Consider the following 21,785-nt stretch of genomic DNA (forward strand, 5'->3'; position numbering starts at 1 on the left):
GCGGGGGATTCATCGTGCGTGATCGTCGAAGTCGAGCAATTCGCTCCAAGGCTGCCGCGCTGGTCGCGTGCGCACTGACAGCAACCCTGGTCGCCGCCGGCGCGACCCCGGCGCGCGCCGCCGCCGCCGACACCGAACGGCCCACCGCACCCGGCCCGATCACCGTCGTCGCCATCGACACCACCTCGGTCGAGCTGACCTGGGAGGCCTCGACCGACAACGTGGGCGTGGTCCGCTACCCGGTCGGCGCGCAGTTCGAGGATTCCGGCGCCCAGTATTCGACAAACACCAACAGCATCCGGATCACCAACCTGCGGCCCTCGCGCACGTACACCTTCTCGGTGTGGGCTCTGGACGCGGCCGGCAACAGCTCGGTGTCCAACCCGAGCCTGCGGCTGACCATGCCGCCCGGGGACGACCAGCCGCCGGGCGCGCCTGGTCAACCGGTGGCGTACGACGTCGCCGCCACTGTGGTCCGGCTGCGGTGGGCGCACTCGGTGGAGAACGTCGCGCTCGACCGGTACGAGGTGTTCCAGGTCGACGCCGTCGGCACTCTCACCCGGGTCCGTGAGGTGTACCAGTACCCGCCCGTGAACAGTGCCCAGATCAGCGGGTTGACGCCCAACACCACGTACACCTTCGTGGTGCAGGCCCGCGACGAGGTCGGACACCTGTCCCCACTGTCCGCACCGGTCACGGTGACCACCCTGCCGCCACCGCCGAGCTGCGCGGTCCGATCCGTCGTGCGGCAGTGGCCGGACGGCTTCGTGGCCCATCTCGTCGTCGAGAACACCGGCACCACGGCGGTCGACGGGTGGACGATGACGTGGCGGTTCTGGGCCAGCCAGCAGGTCCGCGGCATCTGGGGCGCGAAGGTGGTCGACCGGCTCAACAACAGCTACCTGCGGGTGCGCGACACCGGTCGCAACGCGGTGATCCCGCCCGGCGGCACTGTGTCGCTGGGGCTCGTCGCCTCTGGCACGCAACTGCCGGAGGAGATCACGCTGAACGGCGGCCTCTGCACCGTGGCAGACGAATAACGCTCGACTCCGAGGTCTGGCGCCCGACACGACATCTTGCGACGCTAGCGGTTGTGTATGACTACGACCTGTTGGTGCTGGGCTCCGGGCCCGGCGGTCAGAAGGCCGCGATCGCCGCCGCCAAGCTCGGCAGGCGGGTCGGCATCGTGGACCGCCGCGACATGATCGGTGGGGTGTGCATCAACACCGGCACCGTGCCCTCCAAGACCCTGCGCGAGGCAGTGCTCTACCTGACCGGCCTGAGCCAGCGGGACCTGTACGGCAGCAGCTACCGGGTCAAGGAGGAGATCACGGTCAGCGATCTGGCCGCCCGAACCCAGCACGTCATCACCCGGCAGACCGACGTCATCCGCAATCAGCTGGCCCGCAACCGGGTCGCGATGATCACCGGCACTGGACGTTTCGCCGACGCGCACTCGATCTGGGTCGACGGTGGCTCCGGCCGCGAATCCCGGGTGACCTTCGACAAGATCGTCATCGCGGCGGGCACCCGCCCGGCCCGCCCGGACAGCGTCGACTTCGACGACCGGACGATCGTGGACTCCGACGGGGTCATCAACCTTCAGGCCGTACCCCGCAGCATGGTCGTGGTCGGCGCCGGCGTGATCGGCATGGAGTACGCCTCGATGTTCGCCGCCCTCGGCACCAAGGTGACGGTGGTGGAACGCCGTGAGCGGATGCTGGATTTCTGCGACGACGAGGTCGTCGAGTCACTCAAGTACCACCTGCGCGACCTGTCCGTGGCGTTCCGCTTCGGCGAGGAGGTCGCCGCCGTGGAGAAGCACCAGACGGCGGCGCTGTGCATCCTCAAGAGCGGCAAGAAGATCGTCGCCGACACGGTGATGTACTCGGCCGGGCGGCAGGGTCAGACCGACGATCTGGCGTTGGAGGCGGCCGGGCTGGAGGCGGACCGACGCGGTCGGATCGCCGTGGACGCCAACTACCGCACCAGTGTGGAGAACATCTACGCCGTCGGCGACGTGATCGGCTTTCCGGCGCTCGCGTCCACCTCGATGGAGCAGGGCCGGCTGGCAGCGCAACACGCCTGCGGTGAGCCGATCCGGGAGATGCACGGCCTGCAACCGATCGGCATCTACACGATCCCGGAGATCAGCTTCGTCGGGCAGACCGAGGCGCAGCTCACCGAGAGCTCGACACCGTTCGAGGTGGGCATCGCCCGGTACCGCGAACTGGCCCGGGGTCAGATCGTGGGCGACTCGTACGGCATGCTCAAGCTGCTCGTCTCCCCCGACGACGGCCGACTGCTCGGGGTGCACGTGTTCGGCACGGCCGCCACCGAGATCGTCCACATCGGTCAGGCGGTGATGGGCTGCGGCGGCACCATCGACTACCTGGTCGACGCGGTGTTCAACTACCCGACGCTGGCCGAGGCGTACAAGGTCGCCGCCCTGGACGCGTCCAACAAGATCCGCAACATCGTCCGCATCGACGGCTAGCCACGTCCCCCGGCCTCCACCAGCTCCGCCAGGTGGGTGCGGTAGTTCGGGCAGGTCGAGATGTCCTCGTGTGAGCAGGACAGCCCGGCCTCCAGCAGATCGAGCGCCGACCGCAGCGCGGCCATCCTGGCCTGCAGCGCGCCATGGTTGCGGCGCAGCACGTCCTTGCGGGCGGCCGGGTCACCCGCGGCGAGGAACGCCCGGATGTCCGGCAGCGGCAGGCCGGCCTGCTTCGCGCGCAGGATCGAAGCCACCCGGAACAGGTCGTCGCGGGTGTAGCGGCGACGGCCGCCGGTGACCCGGGCGGGGCAGAGCAGACCCACCGATTCCCAGTGCCGCAGGACGTGCGCCGGCAGGCCGAAGTGGTCGGCCACCTCACCGATCGTCATCGGGCTTGACTTCATGTCGACATTAAGTCCGAGCATGGCGGGCATGTCCAGTCTTCTAGCTGTCCTCGATGCCATCGAGAGCGAGCCCGCGGCCGTCGAACTGCGCACCCGTTCCTACGAGTTGCTCGGCGACCTCGCTGGCCGAACTGTCGTCGACGCCGGCTGTGGCAGTGGCCGTGCCGTCGCCGAGCTGGCCGAGCGCGGAGCCCACGCGATCGGCGTCGACCTCGATACCGAGATGATCGCCGCGGCCAGAAGGCGCTGGCCTGCCGGCGAGTTCCATGTCGGCGACGCCACCGAGCTGCCGCTGGAGACCGGGTCGGTGACCTACTACCGGGCCGACAAGGTGTTGCACGTGCTCGACGAACCGGCGCGAGCCGTCGCCGAGGCCCGGCGGGTGCTCACACCGGGCGGGCGAGCCGTGCTGCTCGGCCAGGACTGGGACCTGATCGCCATCGACTCGGACGACCCGGAAACCACCCGCCGGCTGGTCCACGAGAAGGCGGACTCGCTGCCGTCGCCGCGCGTTGCCCGCCGGTATCGCAACCTGCTGCTCGACGCCGGCTTCACCGACCCGATCGTCGAGGTGCACACCGCCGTGTTCACCGACGACACCGCACTCGACATCCTGAAACGGATCACCGACGACGAGACCTGGCTCGCCGAGCAGGCCGTACGCGCCCACGCGAACCGGATCCTCGTCGTCGTACCGATCTTCCTCGTCGCCGCCCAAGCGTGACCGCCAACACCCAGGCGCCCCCTCCCCCTCCCCCTCCCCCTCCCACTCCGGTGATCAAGAGGTTTGCGTCATCCGGCCTGGCGTGTCATGACGCAAACCTCTTGATCAACGAGGGCTGTGCGGGGCCGGGGGGGGGGGGGGGGGGGGCCCCCCCCCCCCGGGGGGGGGGGGGGGGGGCGGGGCGGGGGGGGGGGGGGGGCGCCCCCGCCGCGGCGGGCCCGGGGGCGGGCGCGCCGCCCCCCGCCCCCCCCCCCCCCGCGCCCGGGGGGGGGGGGGGGGGGGGGGGGGGGGGGGGGGCCCCCCCCCCCCGGCCGGTGGGGGTCTAGCGGGCCGAGCAGGTGGGGCTGAGGCTGCCGGCGGTGCCGTTGGCCTGGAAGCCGTACTCGGTGGACTGTCCGGCGCCGACCTGGCCGTTGTACGACACGTTCGTCCAGGTTGTCGAGCCGCTGTTACCGCTGCGGTCGGCGCTCCACGCGTTGGTGACCGTTGCGCCCGACGGCAGCGCGATCGTCACCGTCCAGCCGTTGAGCGCGGACGAGCCGGCCGTCACTCGAACATTCGCCACGAAGCCACCCGTCCACTGGTTCACCGACACCGTCGCCGTGCACCCACCCGTGCCCGGGGGCGGAGTCGTGGGCGGGTCGGTCGGCGGGTCGGTCGGCGGGTCCGTGGGCGGGTCGGTGGGCGTGGTGCCGTTGTTCAGCGCGGCGAGAACCGCGTCGTACGCGGGCTTCTTCGAGCCGTTGCTGTTGAACAGCAGCGGGGTCTGCGAAGCGCGCCAGGAGTCACTGTCGCGGATCCCCCACACAGTGATGCCGTTGCAGCGGGCCACGGCCAGACAGTCCTCGACGACGCTGCGGTAGGTGTTCGCCGAAGCGCCCTGGATGTCCAACTCGGTGATCTGCACGTCCACGCCGAGCGCCGCGAAGCTCGACAGCGTGGTGCGGTAGTTGCTCACGTACGGGGAATCGTTGTTGAAGTGCGACTGGAAGCCCACGCAGTCGATCGGCACGCCACGGGCCTTGAAGTCGCGCACCATGTTGTAGACGCCCTGGGTCTTGGCGTGCGTCCAGTTGTCGGTGTTGTAGTCGTTGTAGCAGAGCTTCGCGCCCGGATCGGCGGCACGCGCCGCCCGGAACGCCGCCTCGATCCAGTCGTTGCCGGTGCGCTGGAGGTTGGAGTCGCGACGGCCTCCGGAGCTGCCGTCGGCGAACGCCTCGTTCACCACGTCCCACGCCACCACCTGACCGCGGAAGTGGGTGGCCACCTGCGTCACGTGATTGAGCATCGCCTGGCGCAGCGCGGTGCCGCTCATGCTCTCCATCCAGCCGGGCTGCTGCGAATGCCACGCCAGGGTGTGACCCCGCACGCTCATCCCGCGGCTGCGGGCGTGGTTGACGATCTGGTCCGCGGCCCCGTAGCTGAACTGATTCTGCTGCGGCTCGGTGGCGTTCATCTTCATTTCGTTCTCGGCGGTCACCATGTTGAACTCACGGTTCAAAATCGTGGTGTACGCACTGTCGGAGAGCTTGAATCCGGCCACCGCCGTACCGAAGTACCGACCCTTCTCGGCGGCGGACGCACCGAGCGTCGTCCCCGCGGAGGCGGGTGCCGTCGCAAACAGCGCCATGCCGGCGGCGAGGGCACCCACGCCGGCCAGCGCGATGGCGGCTCTGGATGCCGCCTTCCATCTCGTACTTCTCATCGTGTGACTCCTTCTAGGGGTGGTGGGGTGGGAAAGGAAATCAGGACACCGAACAGGCGGCACCGTTGAGGGCGAACGACGTGGGCTTGCCGGTGCCACCCTCGTGCGTGGCCTGGAAGCCGATCTCGACCGACGCGTTCGGGGCGATGGTGTTGTTGTAGGAGACGTTGCGGGCGGTCACCGCACCGCTCGCCGGGGCGTACTGGGCGTTCCAGCCGCTGGTGATGCGCTGTCCGCTGGGCAGCGTGAAGGTCAGCGCCCAGCCGTTCACGGCGGTGGCGCCGGTGTTGGTGATGGCCACGCTCGCGGTGAGGCCGCTGTTCCAGGCGTTGACCGTGTAGCCGACCCGGCAGGCGCCCTCGGTCGGGGGCGGCGTGGTCGGGGGCGGCGTGGTCGGGGGCGGAGTCGTCGGGGGCGGCGTCGTCGGCGGCGGGGTGGTAGGCGGCGCGGTGCCGTCCAGCCCGAAGAAGCGGATCACCTGCGCGGCGTCGACCGGCAGGTTGTGCGTGACACCCTGCATGCTGATCGCCTCGACCGGCGCCATCGGGCCGCTGCTGCCGTACCGGGTGCGGGTGTAGCCGGACTGCGGGGAGTCGGTGTACGTCGGGGTCTGACTCAGCCCGTGCACGTTGGTCCACTGCTTGACCTGCTCACCGAAGTTCGGGTAGCGCAGCGTCTCGTCGTTGGTGCCGTGCCAGATCTGCATCCGGGGCCGCTGGCCGGTGTAGCCGGGGTATGCCTCCCGGACCAGGTCACCCCACTGCTGCGCGGTCCGGATGAGTTGCCCGTTGGCGCACTGGCTGTTCCACTCCGAGGTGCCACCGGTGGCGAAGCAGGCGAACGGCACCCCGGCGAACGAGGCGCCCGCCGCGAACACGTCCGGGTAGACGCCCAGCATGACGTTGGTCATCATCGCGCCGGAAGAGGTGCCGGTGGCGAAGATCCGGGCAGGGTCGGCGGAGTAGCGCTGCCGCACGTAGTCGACCATCGACATCAGCCCGACCGGGTCGCTGCCGCCGCCACGGCGTAGCGCCTGCGGTGAGTAGACGTCCCAGCACTTGCTGCTGCGGGTTGCCGACGGGTAGATCACGATGAACCCGTACCGGTCCGCGAGGGAGGCGTACTGGGTGCCCGAGTGGAACGCGGGGCCCGTTCCGGTGCAGTAATGCATGGCCAGGAGGATCGCCGGTCGGGCGGCCACCCGGTCCGGGACGTACAGGTGCATCTGCAGGTTGGTGGGGTTGGTGCCGAAGTTGGTCACCTGCGTGAGCGTCGCCGCCGACGCGGGGGTGGCGAACGTCAACGCGGCGGCGGCCAGTGTCACTGCCGCCATGACGACGCCAAGCATTTTTGTCTTCAGTGTCATCGTCGCGATCCCTTGCGAAAAAGGCGCGTGGAAGGGGAACTTAAGTCGAGGGTTGCCCTTCGCCCGACCTTGACCGCGGCTCGCGTGACCATGTCAGCTTCAATCGAGCACACTCGATTGTCAAGACTTCCGGAAACCTTTCGCCGCAACGGTTCCGGCGGTCACCTGCGCAACAATGGGCACCGGCGGGCATGATCAGCGCCGATGGGTGGCGATAAATTATCGGGACGTTTTCGGAACCTGCGAGGCCGCTGGGCCGCACGGTCACGAGGGCGGCCCGACCGGATGGCCGGGCCGCCCTCGCCGCCGCTCAGTAGATGTCCCGCCCTCGCTCGTCCGGCACCCCGGACTTGCGGAAGAAGTACGTGTTGATCTGGTCGCGCCACTCGGTGGCGCAGCGCACCTGCTCCTCGAGGCGTTCGGCGACCCGCTCGTACACGCTCGGGTCGATCATGCCGGTCAACGTCTGCCACCTCCGTCGCATCGCCGTCACCTCCTCGACCCCCGCGAAGTGGGTGTCGTAGATGTGCTGGATGACTGTCGAGCCGCTGTGCAGCACGTGCCCGTACGGCACGTGGTGGAAGAAGAGCAACAGCTCGTCGGGGCAGGTCTCGGGTGACTCGTACACCTGGGCCCAGTACGGCGGGTACTGGCCGGCAAAGCCGGTGCCCGACGCGCGGCTGCGGTCCACGCCGACACCGTCACGGTCGGCGAAGTGGTAGGTGCCCCACCGGGTGTACTCGTACCCGTCGACGCCGGGACCGTAGTGGTCGCCGGGGTTGACCATGAAGCCGACGCCCAACGGGGCGGTGTAGCGCTCGTACGTGCGCCACGAGTCGTCCATGATCTCGTGCAGGGTCCGCCGCACCAGCTCCGCGTCGGCGGTCGCCGACGGCGGGAAGGTCAGCGTGATCCACTCGTCGAGGATCGCCGTCGGGTCCCGCCGAGGGTCCCAGGCCAGCCGGCCGAACGTGTACAGGTTGGCCTGTGCCAACGGATGCCCGGTCCAGAAGAGGTCGTCGCCGACGTTGGCGACGGCGACCATCCCGCCGCCGGCCGCAGTCTCCCCCGTGACAACGTCGGCGATCGTCCGCCCACCCGGCCCCCAGGGGGAGAAGCCGAGCACCTCACTCCACAACGGGCCGAGGTGGCAGACGTGCCGCTGTTGGCCCGTGTACTCCTGGGTGACCTGCAACTCCACCGCCACCCGGGTCGCCGGCATCGCGGCGAGCACCGGCGAGACCGGCTCCCGCGTCTGGAAGTCCACCGGGCCGAACTTCACCTGGACCACCACGTTGGTGCGGAACCGCCCGTCGAGCGGGGCGAAGTGGTCGTACGCGGCCCGCGCCCGGTCGGTGGACCGGTCCCGCCAGTCCTGGTGGTGGTTGTAGACGAACGCCCGCCAGTGCACCACTCCCCCGTACGGGGCGAGGGCCTCGGCCAGCAGGTTCGCCCCGTCGGAGTGGTCGCGGCCGTACGTGAACGGGCCTGGTTGCCCCTCCGAGTCGGCCTTCACCAGATAGCCGCCGAAGTCCGGGATGCGGTCGTAGACCCGCCGTGTGGCAGCAGCCCACCAGGCCCGCACAGTCTCGTCCAGGGGGTCGGCGGTCGGCAGGCCGGAGAGGACCACCGGAGCGGCGAAACTGACCGACAGGTGCACCCGGATGCCGTACGGGCGCAGCGCGTCCGCGATCTCGGCCACGTCGCCGAGCCGCTCGGTGAGCAGCAGCGCCTCGGTGCGGGCCACGTTGACGTTGTTCACCGAGATCGCGTTGACCCCGCAGGAGGCCAACAGCCGCCCGTACTCCCGTACCCGGGCCAGGTCGCCGCGCGGACGGCCGTCCTGCCAGAAGATCGAGCCGCCCGCGTACCCCCGTTCGACCTGGCCCATCACCGGGTGCACCGCCACGTTGTCCCAGTGGTTCAGCATTCGTCGGCGCAGCGCCGGCCGGTGCCGCTCCGGGGGTCGGGCCGGGTCGAAGGCCGCCGCGCAGAGCCGGACCACGTGGAAGAGCCCGTACAGCAGGCCTGCGGGCGTGTCGGCCAGCACCGCTGTCACGTCGCCGGCCCGCGCCAACACGAAACCCTCGTCGCCGAGCGTCCCGCCGTCGCCCAGCTCGACCAGCGCCGCCTCGCCGGCGGCGCGTGCCGCCTCCACCGCCGGGTTGGGCAGCTCAGCGGCGTCGCGCAGGGCGAGCACCAGGTCGACGTCGACGTCCCAGGACGGGGAGTGCCACACCCGTCCGCCGTAACGGGCGCAGGCGCGGGAGACCTCGTTGAGGACGGTGTCGACGAGCAACCCCTCGCCGTGCAGGAGGATGCGACGCGCGCCGAGCGACCGGAACGCCTCCGGGGGCAGCCAGGCCGGATGGACGCGCGGCTCGTCACCGTCCATCGGCTCCTCGACGAACATCAGCTGCTCCAACTCCACCGACTCTTCGGCGTTCACCGGTCCTCCTCCAGCACGACAACCCCGTACGCCGGCAGCCGCAGGGCACCGCCGGCCGCCACACGGTCGCCGGTGAGCCTGTCGACGCCGCCGGTCCGGGCGGTCACCTCGACCGGCTCGGCGCGGTGGTTGAGCAGAAACAGCAGCCGCGACCCGTCCACCGCGACCCGGACGGCGGATTCCAGGTCCGGCACGTCCGGGTAGGGCCCGAGCAGGTCGTGCCGGGCGAGCACCTGCCGCACCACCCAGGACACCCCGGCCTGGTCCAGCCCGGCGGCCACGTACCAGCCGTCACCGGCGCCGAAGGAGTTGCGGGTCACCGCCGGGGTACCCGCGTAGAAGTCGGCCCGGTAGGTGCCGACGACCTGCGCGCCCTGCGGGATCACCAGCTCGAACAGCAGTCGTGCGTCGACGTCCACCTGATCCACGCCGTCGCCGAGGCGGACCGGGTTGACCATCTCCGGGCCGCGGGCGTCCCACTCGTCGACCCGGACACCCATGAGCTGCCCGAGCGGGCCCGGCACGTCCATCAGGAACGCCTGGTCGTTCTCGTCCACCCGGCCGGACAGGTAGGTGGTCAGCACCGACCCGCCGCGCGTCGCCACCGCCTCCAGCCGCTGCGGCAGGTCACCCTTGAGCAGGTGCAGGGCCGGGGCCACGACCACGTCGTAGCGGGACAGGTCGGCGGTCACCGCGACGACGTCAAGGTCCACACCGGCGTCCCAGAGTGCCCTGTGGTAGGCGAGCACCACCTGCTGGTAGCGGACCAGCCGGGACGGGCCGTCGGACAGCTCCAACGCCCACCAGCTGTCCCAGTCGAACAGCAGCGCCACCCGGGCCGGGGTCCGCGCGCCCAACGACGCCGGGCCGAGCCGTTCCAGTTCGGCGCCCAGCTCGGCGACCTCCCGGAACACCCGGGTGTCGGAGCGACCGGCGTGCCCGATGACAGCGCCGTGGTACTTCTCGCTGGCCCCACGGGAGGCACGCAGCTGGAAGAAGAGCACAGCGTCGGCGCCGTGCGCCACGGCCTGCCAACTCCACAGCCGCATCAGGCCGGGGCGTTTCAACGGGTTGACGTCGCGGCACGCGGTGAAGCTCGGGGTCTGTTCCATCAGCCAGAACGGCTGGCCGTCCTTGAGCCCGCGCATCAGGTCGTGGGTCAGCGCCATCCGGGCCGCCGACTCGTCGTCGGGCGGGTAGTTGTCCCAGGAGACGAAGTCCAGATGAGGGGCCCAGCGGTGGTAGTCGATCGGCCGGTACATGCCCATGAAGTTCGTGGTCACCGGCAGCGTCGGGCTGGACTCCCGGATGGCCGCCTTCTCGTCGCGGAAGTTGGTCAGCATCGCGTCGGAGGTGAACCGCAGGTAGTCGAGGGTGATGCCCGGGAACGCGGTGTGGTCCGGGCCGCGCCAGTGCTCGGTCAGCGCCGAAGGCGGCTCGATCTCGTCCCAGTCGGTGAAGGTGTGCGACCAGAAGGTGGTGTACCAGGCCTCGTTCAGCTCGTCGAGGGTGCCGTAGCGGTGGCGCAGCCAGCCCCGGAAGCCGTCCGCGCACAGCGCGCAGTAGCAGGCGCCGCCGTACTCGTTGCCGACGTGCCAGGCGAGCACCGCCGGTGTGTCGGCGTAGCGGCGGGCGACCCGGCGGGCCAGCTCCGTCGAGAGCCGGCGGAAGACCGGCGAGCTGGGGCAGGAGTTGTGTCGCTGACCGAAGCGGTGCTTGCGGCCCTCGAAGTCGGTCCGGGTCACCTCGGGGTACGCCCTCGCCAACCACGCTGGGTGGGCCCCGGTGCCGGTGGCCAGGCAGATTCCGCGTCCCTCGGCACTGGCCCGTTCGACGATCCTGTCCAGCAGCGCGAAGTCGTAGGTGTCCTCGGCGGGTTGGGTGAGCGCCCAGTCGAACACGCCGAGGGTGACCAGGTCGATCCGCGCGGTGTCGAAGAGACGGTAGTCCTGCTTCCACACGTCCTCGGGCCACTGTTCCGGGTTGTAGTCGCCCCCGAAGGGCACCTTGGCGCTGAGGGGCAGGCTCATGCGGTGAACTCCTTCCGGATCAGGTGGATCATCGGGTCGCTGACGCGCAGGTACGCCAGCGCCGCGATGGACGCGAGCAGCATCAACACCGCTTCGGAGAAGACCGCGGTGATCCCGGCCGCCGCGGCCAGCAGCAGGGCGTTGCCGACGGCGACACCGGGGGTACGCAGCAGAAAGTGCGCGGCCAACCGGAGTACGTCCCGGGTGCGGAAGTCGAACAGCGAGGTGATCACCAGGGCGTTGGCCGCGCAGAGCGTCACGCCCACTCCGATCAGGACCAGCGGCACCGCCCACCAGCTCGACAGGCCGACCGCGCCGCGGTAGGCGAGGTTCACGGCGAGCACTGTCAGCCACAGCAGCGTCGGCACCCAGATGCGCAGCACACCGAGCACGTTGGCCCGGTAGCCACGCCAGAACACTCTGGCCGGATGCAGGTCGGTCAGGTCGGTCCGCTGGTGGCGCAGGGCGTACAGGGCGGCGGAGACCGCCGGGCCGACCGGTACCAGGAGGAGCGCGGCCAGCGGCAGGTTGCTGGGGTCACGGCCCAGCAGAAGCAGCGGGAGCAGGGCGGGCAGTGTGGTGAGCAGCAGGAGCAGCTCGACCACGAGCAGGATGTAAACGCGCGAGGTGATCCGCGACAGTGGTCCGTCGCCGAACTGTCGCCGGGTCTGAGTCGCGCCACTCACTGTCGCTCCCTCCGGTCGACTCAGCTGATCCGTGGTCGCCGGGGTCCGGTCGGGCCGCGACAGGCCGCCCGACCGGACCCCCGCTGGTCAGCCGTTCTTCTTCTGGAACCGCTCGTACGCCTTGTTCACCAGCTCGATGTACTGGTCGGAGTTCTTGGCCTTCAGCTCGGCCACGTACGCGTCCCACTCGCTGAGGGGGCGCTGGCCCAGGGCGAACTTCAGCGTGTTCTGGGTGACGAAGTCCTTCAGTGGGGTCTCCCAGAGCGACACCTGCTCGCGTTCCTCGTCGGTGAACGGGCGCGGCGGGGGGACCTCCCTCGGCTTACGGGCGTCCATCACCTTCTGGAACTCCAGCTCCTCCGGCGAGAAGAAACCACGGACCAGGTCGGGGCTGCCGCCGTAGGCGAAGACGCCGTTCTGGAAGCCGAAGTCCTTCTGCAGGTGCTTGGGCGCCTTCGGGTTGAGGCCGAGGAAGTCGACCCCGGGGTTGAGCGTGCGCTTGCCGGACGCGTCCTTGGTGAAGGTGGTGCCCTCGATGCCCCAGCGGGCGAACTCCAGGCCCGCGTCCGAATACCACAACCAGTCGATGAACTGCATCATGGCCACGAAGTTCTTGCTCTCCCGGGCCTTCGTGGAGATCATGATGCCGTTCTCCAGGCGGGGGAACGGGTTGACCTCACCGGCCGGGCCGATCGGCAGCGGGATCTTGGCCATCTTGGCGTTCGGCAGGGTCTTGGCCAGGTCGGGCCTGTGGTTGTTGACAAGCGTCTGCGCGTTGCCGGTGACCACGAAGGACTTGCCGTTGGCGAGCTTCTGGCGCGCCTGGTCGTCGGTCTGGGTGAAGCTCTCCGGGTCGAGCAGACCCTCGGCGACGAGCTTGTGCAGGTAGGTGACCATCTGCTTGTACTGCTCGGACGCGCCGGTGTAGGTGAACTTCTTCGCCGCCGGGTCCCAGGTGGCGTGCTGGTAGTCCCAACCCGCGTAGGTGCCGTGGGCCGAGCCGAGGAGGTTCAGCAACGCGCCGGTCGGGTTGGGCTTGCTGAACAGGTCGGAGTACGGGTAGACGTTCGGGTACTTCGCCTTCATCGCCTTGAGCACCGTGTACAGCTCGTCCCAGGTCTTCGGGACCGCCAGGTTGAGCTCCTGCATGATGTCGGTGCGCACCAGCACCGTGTAGTCCTGCGTGGGCTTCTCGTGGAGGCCGGGCAGCAGGTAGAACTTACCGTCGGCCTGCCGCAGGTTGTCGATCTCCGGCTGGAGGTTCCACTTGCTGATCTTGTCTTTGAGGTTGGGCATCAGATCCAGGTAGTCGCTCACCGGGAGGATCGCCCCGGAGGCCACGAACGCGTCCTCCTGCGGGTGGTACGTCTTCGGGATGATCAGCGGAGCGTCGCCGGCGCCGATCAGCAGGCTGCGCTTCTGCTCGTAGTCGCTCAGCGGCACGGCCACCGGATCGATCTTGACGTTGGTCCGCTTGGTGAGCTCCGACCAGAACAGCCAGTCTTCCTTGAGCGGGTAGAACGTGTGGTTGTTGTAGAGGGTGGAAAACGAGAGCGCCTCGGTGGCCTTGAACTGGTCACCGATGCCGTAGTTGGCCATCGCGCCGACCCGGTTCTCGGAGAGGTCTGTCGACTCACCGGGGTCCTCGGAACAGGCGGTGGCAAGGGAGAGCGCAAGCAGACCCGCGGTGGCCAATGCCACGCGGCGCCACGTCTTGTGGAGCATGGCTCGTCCTTTCGGTGGTGGGGATTCGAGGGGAAGCGGTGTGGCGCCCAGCGTCATCCCTTGACCGCGCCGAGCATCACGCCGCGGACGAAGTACCGCTGAACGAAGGGGTAGATCGCCAGGATCGGCAGTGTGGTGAGCACGATCGTCACGGCCTGGAGGGTGGCCGCGGCCTGAACCTTGTCGGCGTCGGCCGCGGCCGACTCGGCGCTCGTGGCGCCCGCGATGAGATTGCGGAGGTACACGGTGACCGGCAGCAGATCCTGCTGGTCGATGTAGAGGAACGCGGTGAACCACGAGTTCCAGAAGGAGACCGCGTAGAAGAGCACCATCGTCGCGATGATCGCCTTCGACAGCGGCAGCACGATCCGCAGCAGGATGCCGTACGTGTTCAGCCCGTCGACCGCCGCGGCCTCCTCCAACTCGCTCGGCAGGCTCTCGAAGAACGCCTTCATGACCAGCAGGTTGAACACGCTGATGGCATTGGGGATCACCACCGCCCAGATGGTGTTCTTCATGCCCAGGCTGGTGACCAGCACGTAGTTGGGAATCAGGCCGCCCGAGAAGAACATGGTGAACAGCGCGACACCGATGAGGAAGGTGCGCCCCTTGAGCTGCGGTTTCGACAGCACGTACGCGTAACACGTGGTCAGCACGATCGAGATGAGCGTGGCGACCACGGTGTACACCACAGTGTTGCGGTAGTTCGTCCAGAACAACGCGTCCGACATCAGCAGCTTGTAAGCGGTCAGGTCGAACCCGCGCGGGAAGATGGTCACCTTGCCGGCGATGATGTACGCCTCTTCGCTGAGCGAGCGGGCGACGATGTTAAGGAACGGGTACAGCGTCACCACCACGACGCCGATCAGGACGACCGTGTTGACGACTCGGAAGACCCGGTAACCCCGGCTGTCATCCGGCCCGCGGGTCTTCGGGGCGTCGGTCTTCGTACCGAGGATCACCACAGGCTCGTCCCCACCGTGCGCCGGGAGATGACGTTCGCCGACAGGACGAGGACCAGCCCGATCACCGCCTCGAAGAGGCCGATGGCGGCCGCGTAGCTGAAGTTGCTCGACTGGAAGCCCATCCGGAACAGATAGGTGGAGACCACGTCGGCGGTCGGGTACGTCAACGGGTTGTAGAGCAGCAGGATCTTCTCGAACCCGACCGCCAGGAAGCTGCCGATGTTGAGGATCAGCAACGTCACCATCGTCGGACGGATGCCGGGCAACGTGACGTGCCAGGTCTGGCGCAGCCGGCCGGCGCCGTCGATGCGGGCGGCCTCGTACAGGTCCTCGTCGATGGTGGTGAGCGCGGCGAGGTAGAGGATCGTGCCCCAGCCGACGGTCTGCCAGACCTCGGACGAGACGTAGATGGTGCGGAACCACTCCGGTCTCTGCAGGAACGCCACCGGGTCGCCGCCGAACAGGTTGACGAGCTGGTTGGCCGTGCCCTCGATCGAGGTCAGCTGCATGACCATCGCCGCCACGATCACGATCGACAGGAAGTGCGGCAGGTAGGAGACGGACTGGACGAACCGCTTGAAGCGGCGGGCCCGGACCTCGTTGAGCAGCAGCGCCAACACGATGGGCAGCGGGAAGCAGAACAGCAGGGTCAGCGTCCCGAGCACCAGGGTGTTGGTGAACACCTCCCAGAACGTCGGGTCGGTGAGGAACATCCGGAAGTAGCGCAACCCGACCCAGTACTCACCGAAGATGTTGCCGCCCGGTTTGAACCGACGGAAGGCGATGATGTTGCCGAGCATCGGCAGATACCGGAAGACCAGGAAGAACAGCAGCGGCAGAATGGCGAGGGAGTAGAGCTGCCAGTCCCGGCGCAGTGCCTGTCGCCAACTGCGACCGCGTCGTGGCGAGCGCGGGGCAGGGCTCTGCGCCTGCTGGGGAGAGCTCGGCGGCGCCGGCGGCGGTGGCCGCAGGGTGGATGTCATCCTCGACCCTCCTATGCCGACTGTGGAACGGCCACGAGGGGCTCGACCCGCACCGAGGTGAGCAGTTCCCGCTCGTAGCCGACCTGGCGCTCGGCGCCGACCAGTCGCAGCGGCAGGGCCGCCGCCACGTCGCCGCTCGATCGGCCGAACCGCAGCTCGACGTCGCCGGGCTCGACGATCCGTTGGCCGGCCAGCCCGGTGAACGACGCCACGTCGGCCGGTACGCCGAACGTCACGTGCGCCGCCTCGCCGGGCGCCAACGGCAGCCGGGTGTAGCCGATCAGCCGGACCACCGGACGGGTGGTCTGCGCGACCGGGTCGTGCAGGTAGAGCTGCACGACCTCGGTGCCGGCCCGCTCACCGGTGTTGGCCACGGTGATCCGCACCCGCACCTCGCCGTCGACCGGCCAGGCAGTCGGATCTTCGCGCGGTTCGACCACCGTCGCGTCGGACCACTCGAAGGTGGTGTAGCTCAGCCCGTGGCCGAACGGGTACGCCGGGGTCGGGTCGATCGAGGAGACCTTGTTGCGCCGGCCGAGCGGCGGCGCCAGGTAGGTGCTCGGCAACCCGCCGGCGTCGCGGGGAACGCTGACCGGCAACCGCCCGGAGGGATCGACCGCGCCGGTGAGCACCTCGGCGAGCGCCTGCCCACCGAGCTGACCGAGGAAGAACGCCTGCACCACGGCCGCCGCGCCGTCGAACTCCGGACCGAGCGCGTACGGGCGGCCGGCCAGAGAGACCAGGACGACCGGGGTGCCGGTGGCGAGGACGGCGCGGACGAGGTCGCTCTGCACGCCGGGTAGTCGCAGGTCGACGGCGTCGCAGCCCTCACCCGAGGTGCCCCGGCCGAACATTCCCGCCCGGTCGCCGACGGCCAGCACACACACGTCGGCGGCCGCGGCCGCGGCGACCGCGGCCGGGATGCCCGAGGTGTCCTCGCCGGTGATGGCGCAGCCCGGCTCGTGGGTGAGCAGCGGAACGCGTCGGGCCAACTCGTCGCGCAGGGTGGGGATGCGCAGGCCGAGCCCGTAGTCGCTGTGGTGGACGCCCACGTGGTTGGGGAACGAATAGCAGCCGAGCATGGCCATCGGATCGTCGGCGAGCGGACCGACCAGGGCGACCCGGCTACCCACTGACAGCGGGAGGACGCCGACGTTGCGCAGTAGGACGACTGACTCCCGGGCGAGGCGAAGGGCGACGTCCTGGCTGGCCTCGTCGTCGAAGCGCAGGGACGCCACGTCGTCGGGCAGTTCCCGCCAGCCCTCGTCGAGCAGGCCGAGCTCGATCTTCTGAATCAGCACCCGACGCAGCGCGCAGTCGATCAGCGCCTCGTCGACCTCGCCGCGGCGAGCCGCCTGCACCAGCGGGTCGCCGAAGGCATCCACCGTGGGCAACTCGACGTCGATTCCGGCCCGCAGGGCGAGCCGGGCCGCGTCGGCGGCGTCCTCGGCGACTCCGTGCAGGGTCTGGAGGAACCGTACGGCGAAGTAGTCGGCCACCACGGTGCCGGTGAAGCCCCACTCGTCACGCAACAACCCGGTCAGCAGCCCACGGTCGGCCGCGACGGGCAGGCCGTCGATCTCGGCGTAGGAGTTCATCACCGAGCGGGCGCCGCCGAGGCGCAGCGCCATCTCGAACGGCGGCAGAATGACGTCGGCCAGCTCGCGCCGACCCATCGGCACCGGCGCGAGGTTGCGTCCGCCTCGGGAGGCGGAGTAGCCGGCGAAGTGTTTCAGCGTGGCCACCACGCCGGCCCGCTCCAGGCCCCGCACGTAGGCGGCACCTGTCGTCCCGACCAGGTAGGGATCCTCGCCGATCGTCTCCTCGGTGCGGCCCCAGCGGTAGTCGCGGGTGACGTCCAGCACCGGGGCGAGGCCCTGATGCACACCGGCGGCGCGCATCGACCGCCCGATCCGGTCGGCCATCGCCTCGACCAGGTCGGGGTCGAAGGACGCGCCCCAGCTGAGCGGAGTCGGGTAGACGGTGGCCCGCCACGCCGCGAACCCGGTGAGGCACTCCTCGTGCACCTGCGCCGGGATGCCGAACCGGCTGGCGGCAACGATCTGCGCCTGCGAGGCCGCCAGCGACCGGGCGCCGGACACCGGGTCGACCGGGGCGGTGCCGAACGGGCGGGTCAACTGGCCCAACCCGTACTGGATGACAGTGCTCCACTGCGGCAACTCGCTGATCATGTCCGACTGGTGCGGTGCGACGCCCTCGCCGCTGGCGTCCGCGCCGACCCAGACCCCGACGAGCTGGGCGATCTTCTCTTCGACTGACATCATCGGCAGGAGCGCCTCGGCTCGCTCGGTCGGCGACAGCCGCTGATCTCGCCACGGCGCGGTGCCGCCGTCCTCGAGCGACTGACTGCTCATGCCCTGACCCCTTAGCTCCGGCCACATCCCCGTGCCCTGGTGGAACCGGCTCGGTGGCGGACCTTTCTCACGATCCGAAACTTTCCGGAAACCTGCGTAACCTTTTCGGCAACCTAAGTGGCCCATCGATGCCTGTCAAGAGTCTCAATCGGACTACCAGGGGGTGTTTCCTGCACACGGTGACCCCATCATCGGCGCTCCGTCGTCGACAAGCCGCGCAATGTCCGTGAATGCGCAGTCCGGCTGCCGTACGCACTGGCGTGAATGTCTCATCATGTTAAGGTCGCCCGAAACTTTCGGATGTTGTATGAGGCCGCGATGACAGAGCACCGCCCGCTCGACCCACCCGCCTCCACCACCATCGCGACCATCGCCAACGATGTCGGCGTCTCGGTCGCGACCGTGTCCAAGGTCCTCAACGGACGCGGCGACGTCGCCCCCGGCACCAGAGCCCGGGTGGAGGCGAGCCTCGACCGCCACCAGTACCAGCGCCGCGCCCGGCGACACGCGACCAGCGGCGGCCGGGTGGACCTCGTGTTCCACGAGTTCGACACGGGTTGGGCGATGGAAATCCTGCGGGGCGTCGAGGCGGTGACCTCCGCGGCCGGCATCGGGCTGTCGATCGCCCAGCTCGACGGCGCGCACCGCCCGCCGACACGATGGTTGGAGGCGTTACTCGCCGACCGCCCCCTGGGCGTGGTGTTCGTCCTCTCCCACCTGGCCGAGGCCCAACAACAGCACCTGCGCCGGCAGGGCATTCCGTTCGTCGTCGTCGACACCGACAGTGCCACCTCGGCCTCCGTGCCGACCGTCGGGTCGAACAACTGGAACGGTGGTCTGCTCGCCGCCCGGCACCTGCTGGAGCTGGGGCACCGACGGATCGCCATCATCTCCGGGCCACCCGACGTGCTGTGCAGCCGAGCCCGCGCCGCCGGCTTCCAGTCGGCCCACGACGAAGCCGGGATAGTGGTCGACCGCGAGCTGATCCGCTACGGCAGTTTCTCCGCCGGAGCCGGGCACGCCCACGGGCTGCAACTGCTCCAGCGGCCGGACCGACCCACGGCGATCTTCGCCGGGTCTGACATCCAGGCCATGGGAGTGCTCCGGGCCGCCCGTCAGTGCGGCCTGCGAGTGCCCGAGGACCTCTCGGTGATCGGGTACGACAACCTGCCGGTCTCGGCCTGGACCGACCCGGCGCTCACCACGATCAACCAGCCGTTGCGCGACATGGCCGGCATCGCCACCCAGATGTTGCTGGACCTGACCAGGGGAAACGAGCCGGCGACCAGCCGGATCGACCTGGTGACCGAGCTGGTCGTCCGGGAGAGCACCGCGCCCCCCGTCCACCCGCACTGACCCCGGCCCCTGCGAGGACCCGTGCCCCACTCCGCCTCCACCTTCGACGAGCTCCAGCGGTACGCACCCGAGGTCGCCGAACCCGACGACTTCGACGAGTTCTGGCGGGACACGCTCGCCGAGGCGGCCGCCGTACCGGTGCTCGTCGACGTCCGCTCCGAACCCACCGACCTGCGGCTGCTCGACTCCTGGGACGTCTCGTTCGCCGGCTTCGGCGGTGACCCGGTCCGCGCCTGGTACACACGCCCGGCCGGGGTTCGAGAGCCGCTGCCGGCCGTGGTCGAGTACGCCGGCTACGGTCGCGGGCGCGGCCTGCCCCACGAGCGGCCGACCTGGCCGGCGGCCGGGTACGCGCACCTGCTGATGGACAACCGGGGCCAGGCGGGGCAGCACGGTGCCGGGGACACCCCCGACCCGCACGGCGCGCCCGGCGGGCCCTGGCCGGCCACCTGGGGGATCCTCGATCCGCGCGACTACCACTACCGCCGTCTGATCACCGACGCGGTGCGGGCTGTCGAGGCGGTCCGCGCGCTGCCGGGGGTCGACGGTGACCGGGTCACTGTGGTCGGCAACAGCCAGGGCGGCGGCATCGCCCTGGCGGTGGCGGGTCTCGTCGAGGATCTCAGCGCGGTGCTGACGACCGCCCCGTTCCTGTGCGACATGCGCCGGGCCGTCGCGCTCACCGACCTCGCGCCGTACGGAGAGATCGCCCGGTACCTCGCTGTGCACCGGGAGGCCGAGCAGGCGGTGTGGCGCACGTTGTCCTATGTCGACGGGGTGAGCTTCGCGCGTCGGGCGACGGCTCCGGCGCACTTCGGGGTGGGCCAACGCGACACGGTCTGCCCGCCGCGAACCGCCTTCGCCGCCTACAACCACTACGGTGCCGCGAACGGGAGGCCGGTCCCGCCCGAGCGGGAGATGCACGTCTACCCGTTCAACGGCCATGAGGGCGGCGAGGCCGTGCACGTCCGGCGTCAGCTGCGCTGGCTGCGTTCCGTGCTCCATCCAGGCCGGGAGTAGCGGCTCGGACATCGTCGAATGCCGATGCATTGCCGGTGTTAGCGATAACACGCTATGGTGCGTCAGGCGAGGTGCAGGGCACACTTCCGCCACGGCTCATCGGTCCGTCGCGCCAGACCCTCGACGACCGGTGCCCACCCCGAACCGCCACGACCACCAGTGCAGACGTCCGGGCTCCTGGTCGTGCCGAGCACCCCACCTCCGCGTACCGCGTTCGTGGCGGCAACCGTCTCCCGATAGCCGCTGACGTCGCGCACCCCCACCAGAGGAAGTCCCATGCGCAGTCCAGCCCTCGTTCAACCCGTCCCCCTCGCACCGACCGCCAGCGCACGGACGTCGAGACCCCGGCGGGCCCGCCGGTGGTGGACGGCCCTGGCCGCCGTCGCCGCCATGATCGCCGCCGTGCCGGTCGCGACGACTCCCGCCAGCGCGGAGTCCAACGGCGGCGTACGCGTGATGCCACTGGGCGACTCGATCACCGACGGATTCAACGTCCCCGGCGGTTACCGGATCGAGTTGTGGCAGCGGTTCACGTCCGGTGGTTACCGGATCGACTTCGTCGGCTCCCAGTTCAACGGGCCAGCCAGCCTCGGCGACCACGACCACCAGGGCCACTCCGGCTGGACGATCGCCCAGATCGACGCCAACGTGGCGAACTGGCTGCGGGCCACGAACCCGCGGACCGTGCTGCTGCACATCGGCACCAACGACATGTACGGCGACACGTCCGGGGCTCCGTCGCGGCTGGCCACGCTCGTCGACCGGATCACCAACACCGCCCCGAACGCTGACGTGTTCGTCGCGACGATCATCCCGAAGTCCGGCGCTGACAACCAGGTCCGGGGCTACAACGCCGCGATCCCCGGGATCGTGCAGAGCCGGGCCGCCGCCGGAAAACGCGTACACCTGGTCGACATGTACCGCGCCCTGACGCTCAGCGATCTGGCCGACGGGGTGCACCCGAACGCCACTGGCTACCGCAAGATGGCCGCCGCCTGGTACGACGCTCTCCGTACCGTGCCCGGCAGCATCGGTGGCGACACGCCTCCGACCACGCCCCCGCCCACCACGCCCCCGCCGACCACGCCCCCGCCGTCCGGCGACTGCCGCGTGACGTACACGGTCAACGCCTGGAACAGCGGTCTCACCGCGTCGGTCTCGGTGACCAACACGAGCAGCACGCCGGTCAACGGTTGGACCCTGGCGTTCACCCTGCCCGGTGGGCAGGCCATCACCAGCGGATGGAACGCCACCTACTCCCCGTCCAGCGGAGCGGTGACCGCCCGCAACGTCTCCTACAACGCGACGATCGCGCCCAACACCTCGGTCGACATCGGCTTCCAGGCGACCCACACGGGTGGCACCGGCCGGCCGGCCGCGTTCACCCTCAACGGCACCGCCTGCGCGGTCGCCTGACACCAGCCCTCGCGGCAAGGGTCGGGAGACGCCCAAGCGGCCGACCGTCGGCCGTCGCCCGGCCGGCCCCACCCGTCCCCTCAC

At 69.8% G+C, this 21,785-nt stretch carries 17 protein-coding genes; 6 read left to right on the plus strand and 11 right to left on the minus strand.

All coding sequences use genetic code 11. The features are described 5' to 3' along the window. Positions 1-14 precede the first annotated feature (14 nt). Both AB0B98_RS00850 and sthA read left to right on the plus strand, forming a co-directional pair. A complete protein-coding gene (locus tag AB0B98_RS00850) occupies positions 15-1,040 on the plus strand; it encodes a cellulose binding domain-containing protein (protein ID WP_357359680.1) in 1,026 nt (341 codons plus the stop codon). A gap of 53 nt (positions 1,041-1,093) precedes the next feature. Then, positions 1,094-2,497: a Si-specific NAD(P)(+) transhydrogenase gene (gene sthA / locus AB0B98_RS00855; RefSeq protein ID WP_357359681.1), complete on the plus strand. Its 1,404-nt coding sequence runs from the start codon at positions 1,094-1,096 to the stop codon at positions 2,495-2,497. Here the strand turns inward: sthA and AB0B98_RS00860 are convergent. Next, positions 2,494-2,901 carry a MerR family transcriptional regulator gene (locus tag AB0B98_RS00860; protein ID WP_357359684.1) on the minus strand — a complete coding sequence of 136 codons (408 nt, stop codon included), beginning with the start codon at positions 2,899-2,901 and terminating at the stop codon, positions 2,494-2,496. The genes sthA and AB0B98_RS00860 overlap by 4 nt on opposite strands. A gap of 28 nt (positions 2,902-2,929) precedes the next feature. Between AB0B98_RS00860 and AB0B98_RS00865 the strand changes: the two genes are divergently transcribed. Continuing rightward, on the plus strand, positions 2,930-3,625 hold the full coding sequence (locus AB0B98_RS00865; RefSeq protein ID WP_357359686.1) for a methyltransferase domain-containing protein: 696 nt from the start codon (positions 2,930-2,932) through the stop codon (positions 3,623-3,625). A 322-nt stretch (positions 3,626-3,947) separates the two neighbouring features. Here AB0B98_RS00865 and AB0B98_RS00870 read toward each other — a convergent pair whose 3' ends face one another. From AB0B98_RS00870 to AB0B98_RS00910, 9 genes are all read right to left on the minus strand, one after another. Continuing rightward, positions 3,948-5,330 carry an endo-1,4-beta-xylanase gene (locus AB0B98_RS00870; protein WP_357359688.1) on the minus strand — a complete coding sequence of 461 codons (1,383 nt, stop codon included), beginning with the start codon at positions 5,328-5,330 and terminating at the stop codon, positions 3,948-3,950. Positions 5,331-5,370: 40 nt separating this feature from the next. After that, positions 5,371-6,696 (minus strand): PHB depolymerase family esterase, encoded by a 1,326-nt coding sequence (locus tag AB0B98_RS00875; protein WP_357359690.1) that lies wholly within the window; start codon positions 6,694-6,696, stop codon positions 5,371-5,373. Positions 6,697-7,006: 310 nt separating this feature from the next. Beyond that, positions 7,007-9,145: an alpha-glucuronidase gene (locus tag AB0B98_RS00880; RefSeq protein ID WP_357359692.1), complete on the minus strand. Its 2,139-nt coding sequence runs from the start codon at positions 9,143-9,145 to the stop codon at positions 7,007-7,009. Continuing rightward, positions 9,142-11,175 carry a beta-galactosidase gene (locus AB0B98_RS00885; RefSeq protein ID WP_357359694.1) on the minus strand — a complete coding sequence of 678 codons (2,034 nt, stop codon included), beginning with the start codon at positions 11,173-11,175 and terminating at the stop codon, positions 9,142-9,144. Before AB0B98_RS00885 ends, AB0B98_RS00880 begins: the two co-directional genes overlap by 4 nt. Further along, positions 11,172-11,861 carry a DUF624 domain-containing protein gene (locus AB0B98_RS00890; protein WP_357359696.1) on the minus strand — a complete coding sequence of 230 codons (690 nt, stop codon included), beginning with the start codon at positions 11,859-11,861 and terminating at the stop codon, positions 11,172-11,174. Before AB0B98_RS00890 ends, AB0B98_RS00885 begins: the two co-directional genes overlap by 4 nt. 87 nt (positions 11,862-11,948) lie before the next feature. Beyond that, on the minus strand, positions 11,949-13,586 hold the full coding sequence (locus AB0B98_RS00895) for an extracellular solute-binding protein (RefSeq protein ID WP_357359698.1): 1,638 nt from the start codon (positions 13,584-13,586) through the stop codon (positions 11,949-11,951). 53 nt (positions 13,587-13,639) lie between these two features. Further along, on the minus strand, positions 13,640-14,548 hold the full coding sequence (locus tag AB0B98_RS00900) for a carbohydrate ABC transporter permease (protein WP_357359700.1): 909 nt from the start codon (positions 14,546-14,548) through the stop codon (positions 13,640-13,642). Next, on the minus strand, positions 14,545-15,534 hold the full coding sequence (locus AB0B98_RS00905; RefSeq protein WP_357359702.1) for an ABC transporter permease subunit: 990 nt from the start codon (positions 15,532-15,534) through the stop codon (positions 14,545-14,547). The genes AB0B98_RS00900 and AB0B98_RS00905 overlap by 4 nt, the downstream gene beginning before the upstream one ends. Before the next feature lie 11 nt (positions 15,535-15,545). Then, the gene (locus tag AB0B98_RS00910; RefSeq protein ID WP_357359704.1) at positions 15,546-17,909 is read right to left on the minus strand and encodes a glycoside hydrolase family 3 N-terminal domain-containing protein; all 2,364 of its coding nucleotides are present in this window, start codon (positions 17,907-17,909) and stop codon (positions 15,546-15,548) included. Between the two features lie 318 nt (positions 17,910-18,227). Between AB0B98_RS00910 and AB0B98_RS00915 the strand changes: the two genes are divergently transcribed. Together AB0B98_RS00915 and AB0B98_RS00920 are read left to right on the plus strand one after the other, a co-directional pair. Continuing rightward, a complete protein-coding gene (locus tag AB0B98_RS00915; protein WP_357268501.1) occupies positions 18,228-19,265 on the plus strand; it encodes a LacI family DNA-binding transcriptional regulator in 1,038 nt (345 codons plus the stop codon). 21 nt (positions 19,266-19,286) lie between these two features. Beyond that, positions 19,287-20,285, plus strand: coding sequence for an acetylxylan esterase (locus tag AB0B98_RS00920; protein ID WP_357359706.1), 999 nt, complete (start codon positions 19,287-19,289; stop codon positions 20,283-20,285). Positions 20,286-20,347: 62 nt separating this feature from the next. Here AB0B98_RS00920 and AB0B98_RS00925 read toward each other — a convergent pair whose 3' ends face one another. After that, positions 20,348-20,563, minus strand: a complete 216-nt coding sequence (locus AB0B98_RS00925; RefSeq protein WP_357359708.1) for a hypothetical protein — start codon at positions 20,561-20,563, stop codon at positions 20,348-20,350. Between AB0B98_RS00925 and AB0B98_RS00930 the strand changes: the two genes are divergently transcribed. Continuing rightward, the gene (locus tag AB0B98_RS00930; protein ID WP_357359710.1) at positions 20,562-21,701 is read left to right on the plus strand and encodes a cellulose binding domain-containing protein; all 1,140 of its coding nucleotides are present in this window, start codon (positions 20,562-20,564) and stop codon (positions 21,699-21,701) included. The two genes, AB0B98_RS00925 and AB0B98_RS00930, sit on opposite strands and share 2 nt — an antisense overlap. Positions 21,702-21,785: the final 84 nt, after the last annotated feature.

This window comes from Micromonospora sp. NPDC048947, assembly GCF_040649495.1.
GTDB classification, from domain to species: domain Bacteria; phylum Actinomycetota; class Actinomycetes; order Mycobacteriales; family Micromonosporaceae; genus Micromonospora; species Micromonospora alfalfae.

Excerpts from the sequence above, each read along its gene's own strand:
- AB0B98_RS00925 (WP_357359708.1), bottom strand. The coding sequence starts at position 20,563 with ATGGGACTTCCTCTGGTGGGGGTGCGCGACGTCAGCGGCTATCGGGAG.
- AB0B98_RS00910 (WP_357359704.1), bottom strand. The coding sequence starts at position 17,909 with ATGAGCAGTCAGTCGCTCGAGGACGGCGGCACCGCGCCGTGGCGAGAT.
- AB0B98_RS00875 (WP_357359690.1), bottom strand. The coding sequence starts at position 6,696 with ATGACACTGAAGACAAAAATGCTTGGCGTCGTCATGGCGGCAGTGACA.
- AB0B98_RS00860 (WP_357359684.1), bottom strand. The coding sequence starts at position 2,901 with ATGAAGTCAAGCCCGATGACGATCGGTGAGGTGGCCGACCACTTCGGC.
- AB0B98_RS00905 (WP_357359702.1), bottom strand. The coding sequence starts at position 15,534 with ATGACATCCACCCTGCGGCCACCGCCGCCGGCGCCGCCGAGCTCTCCC.
- AB0B98_RS00915 (WP_357268501.1), top strand. The coding sequence starts at position 18,228 with ATGACAGAGCACCGCCCGCTCGACCCACCCGCCTCCACCACCATCGCG.
- AB0B98_RS00885 (WP_357359694.1), bottom strand. The coding sequence starts at position 11,175 with ATGAGCCTGCCCCTCAGCGCCAAGGTGCCCTTCGGGGGCGACTACAAC.
- AB0B98_RS00865 (WP_357359686.1), top strand. The coding sequence starts at position 2,930 with ATGTCCAGTCTTCTAGCTGTCCTCGATGCCATCGAGAGCGAGCCCGCG.
- AB0B98_RS00870 (WP_357359688.1), bottom strand. The coding sequence starts at position 5,330 with ATGAGAAGTACGAGATGGAAGGCGGCATCCAGAGCCGCCATCGCGCTG.
- AB0B98_RS00895 (WP_357359698.1), bottom strand. The coding sequence starts at position 13,586 with ATGCTCCACAAGACGTGGCGCCGCGTGGCATTGGCCACCGCGGGTCTG.
- AB0B98_RS00930 (WP_357359710.1), top strand. The coding sequence starts at position 20,562 with ATGCGCAGTCCAGCCCTCGTTCAACCCGTCCCCCTCGCACCGACCGCC.